The following is a 3,443-nucleotide window of genomic DNA, read 5'->3' on the forward strand; positions in this document are numbered from 1 at the left end:
TCTTAATAAGTGGCGGAGCGGACGGGACTCGAACCCGCGACCCCCGGCGTGACAGGCCGGTATTCTAACCAACTGAACTACCGCTCCGCAGCGTGTCTGGTTAGACAATATTCAAAGCCTGGCGATGTCCTACTCTCACATGGGGAGACCCCACACTACCATCGGCGCTGTTGTGTTTCACTTCTGAGTTCGGCATGGAGTCAGGTGGGTCCACAACGCTATGGTCGCCAAGCAAATTTCTTAATTCGGAAAGCTGCTTCGTTCTCATTCACACATTCAATGTTCTTCCATTGAGTCCACAAAACCCCTTCGGTGTTGTATGGTTAAGCCTCACGGGCAATTAGTATTGGTTAGCTCAACGCCTCGCAGCGCTTACACACCCAACCTATCAACGTTCTAGTCTCGAACAACCCTTTAGGACACTTAAAGTGCCAGGGAAGACTCATCTCAGGGCTCGCTTCGCGCTTAGATGCTTTCAGCGCTTATCAATTCCGAACTTAGCTACCGGGCAATGCCATTGGCATGACAACCCGAACACCAGCGGTTCGTCCACTCCGGTCCTCTCGTACTAGGAGCAGCCCCCTTCAATCTTCCAACGCCCACGGCAGATAGGGACCGAACTGTCTCACGACGTTCTAAACCCAGCTCGCGTACCACTTTAAATGGCGAACAGCCATACCCTTGGGACCGACTTCAGCCCCAGGATGTGATGAGCCGACATCGAGGTGCCAAACACCGCCGTCGATATGAACTCTTGGGCGGTATCAGCCTGTTATCCCCGGAGTACCTTTTATCCGTTGAGCGATGGCCCTTCCATTCAGAACCACCGGATCACTATGACCTACTTTCGTACCTGCTCGAACCGTCATTCTCGCAGTTAAGCGGGCTTATGCCATTGCACTAACCTCACGATGTCCAACCGTGATTAGCCCACCTTCGTGCTCCTCCGTTACTCTTTGGGAGGAGACCGCCCCAGTCAAACTACCCACCAGGCACTGTCCGCAACCCCGATGAGGGGCCTACGTTAGAACATCAAAACGACAAGGGTGGTATTTCAAGGTTGACTCCACGCAATCTAGCGACTGCGCTTCTAAGTCTCCCACCTATCCTACACATGTAGGTTCAATGTTCAGTGCCAAGCTGTAGTAAAGGTTCACGGGGTCTTTCCGTCTAGCCGCGGGTACACTGCATCTTCACAGCGATTTCAATTTCACTGAGTCTCGGGTGGAGACAGCGTGGCCATCATTACGCCATTCGTGCAGGTCGGAACTTACCCGACAAGGAATTTCGCTACCTTAGGACCGTTATAGTTACGGCCGCCGTTTACCGGGGCTTCGATCAAGAGCTTCGACCTAAGTCTAACCCCATCAATTAACCTTCCGGCACCGGGCAGGCGTCACACCGTATACGTCATCTTGCGATTTTGCACAGTGCTGTGTTTTTAATAAACAGTTGCAGCCACCTGGTATCTGCGACTCTCGTCAGCTCCATCCGCAAGGGACTTCACCAATAAGAGCGTACCTTCTCCCGAAGTTACGGTACCATTTTGCCTAGTTCCTTCACCCGAGTTCTCTCAAGCGCCTTGGTATTCTCTACCCGACCACCTGTGTCGGTTTGGGGTACGATTGCTTATAATCTGAAGCTTAGAGGCTTTTCCTGGAAGCAGGGCATCAATGACTTCACTGCCGTAGCAGCTCGACGTCGTGTCTCAGCCTAACAAGAAACCGGATTTACCTAGTCTCTTAGCCTACGCACTTGAACCAGGACAACCGTCGCCTGGCCCACCTAGCCTTCTCCGTCCCCCCATCGCAATTATAAGCAGTACGGGAATATTAACCCGTTTCCCATCGACTACGCTTTTCAGCCTCGCCTTAGGGGTCGACTTACCCTGCCCCGATTAACGTTGGACAGGAACCCTTGGTCTTCCGGCGGGGAGGTTTTTCACCCCCCTTATCGTTACTCATGTCAGCATTCGCACTTCTGATACCTCCAGCATGCTTTACAACACACCTTCAACGGCTTACAGAACGCTCCCCTACCCAATACAGTAAACTGTATTGCCGCAGCTTCGGTTTACTACTTAGCCCCGTTACATCTTCCGCGCAGGCCGACTCGACCAGTGAGCTATTACGCTTTCTTTAAATGATGGCTGCTTCTAAGCCAACATCCTGGCTGTCTGAGCCTTCCCACATCGTTTCCCACTTAGTAGTAATTTGGGACCTTAGCTGGCGGTCTGGGTTGTTTCCCTCTCCACGACGGACGTTAGCACCCGCCGTGTGTCTCCCGGATAGTACTTACTGGTATTCGGAGTTTGCAAAGGGTTGGTAAGTCGGGATGACCCCCTAGCCTTAACAGTGCTCTACCCCCAGTAGTATTCGTCCGAGGCGCTACCTAAATAGCTTTCGGGGAGAACCAGCTATCTCCGAGTTTGATTGGCCTTTCACCCCTAGCCACAAGTCATCCGCTAATTTTTCAACATTAGTCGGTTCGGTCCTCCAGTTGATGTTACTCAACCTTCAACCTGCCCATGGCTAGATCACCCGGTTTCGGGTCTATATCCAGAGACTAAATCGCCCAGTTAAGACTCGGTTTCCCTACGGCTCCCCTATTCGGTTAACCTTGCCACTGAATATAAGTCGCTGACCCATTATACAAAAGGTACGCAGTCACAGGACAAAGCCTGCTCCTACTGCTTGTACGTACACGGTTTCAGGTTCTATTTCACTCCCCTCACAGGGGTTCTTTTCGCCTTTCCCTCACGGTACTGGTTCACTATCGGTCAGTCAGTAGTATTTAGCCTTGGAGGATGGTCCCCCCATGTTCAGACAGGATAACACGTGTCCCGCCTTACTCGATTTCACTTATAATGATGGAACAGTTACGGGGCTATCACCCTTTATTGCGCCACTTTCCAGAGGCTTCACCTGCATCATTAAAAGCTTAAGGGCTAGTCCAATTTCGCTCGCCGCTACTTTCGGAATCTCTGTTGATTTCTTCTCCTCGGGGTACTTAGATGTTTCAGTTCCCCCGGTTTGCCTCCTTACCCTATGTATTCAGGTAAGGATACGTGCTTATGCACGTGGGTTTCCCCATTCGGAAATCGTAGACTCAAGTGGCTGTTACTGCCTAATCTACGCTTATCGCAAGTTACTACGTCCTTCATCGCCTCTGACTGCCAAGGCATCCACCGTGTACGCTTAGTCACTTAACCATACAACCCGAAGAAGTTTCGTATTGCAGACAAGTCACCAAGGTTGTCTCTCATTATTTGAATGAGCGAGAGACGTTTGATTTTGCCGGACTCAATTTTGAAAACTTACCGTAGTAAGCTTTCCCAAGAACACTTGAATGTGTTTGGTATCAATACGTTAAACGTATTGATGTTGAGAACTTTTATTTGATAACAACAAACACGTTCGTTGTTATCAGTCAGCTTTCCAAAT

At 50.5% G+C, this 3,443-nt stretch carries 1 tRNA gene and 2 rRNA genes; all 3 read right to left on the reverse strand.

What is annotated here, in order from left to right:
- Positions 1–10: 10 nt before the first annotated feature.
- The 3 genes from AACQ17_RS05635 to AACQ17_RS05645 all read right to left on the reverse strand — a co-directional run bounded on the left by AACQ17_RS05635 (position 11) and on the right by AACQ17_RS05645 (position 3,211).
- Positions 11–87, reverse strand: a tRNA-Asp gene (locus AACQ17_RS05635).
- A gap of 29 nt (positions 88–116) precedes the next feature.
- Positions 117–232: ribosomal RNA gene (rrf, locus tag AACQ17_RS05640) — 5S ribosomal RNA — on the reverse strand.
- A gap of 87 nt (positions 233–319) precedes the next feature.
- A 23S ribosomal RNA gene (locus tag AACQ17_RS05645) occupies positions 320–3,211 on the reverse strand.
- Positions 3,212–3,443: the final 232 nt, after the last annotated feature.

Source organism: Vibrio sp. V10_P2A27P122 (genome assembly GCF_963874335.1).
Lineage (GTDB): Bacteria > Pseudomonadota > Gammaproteobacteria > Enterobacterales > Vibrionaceae > Vibrio > Vibrio anguillarum.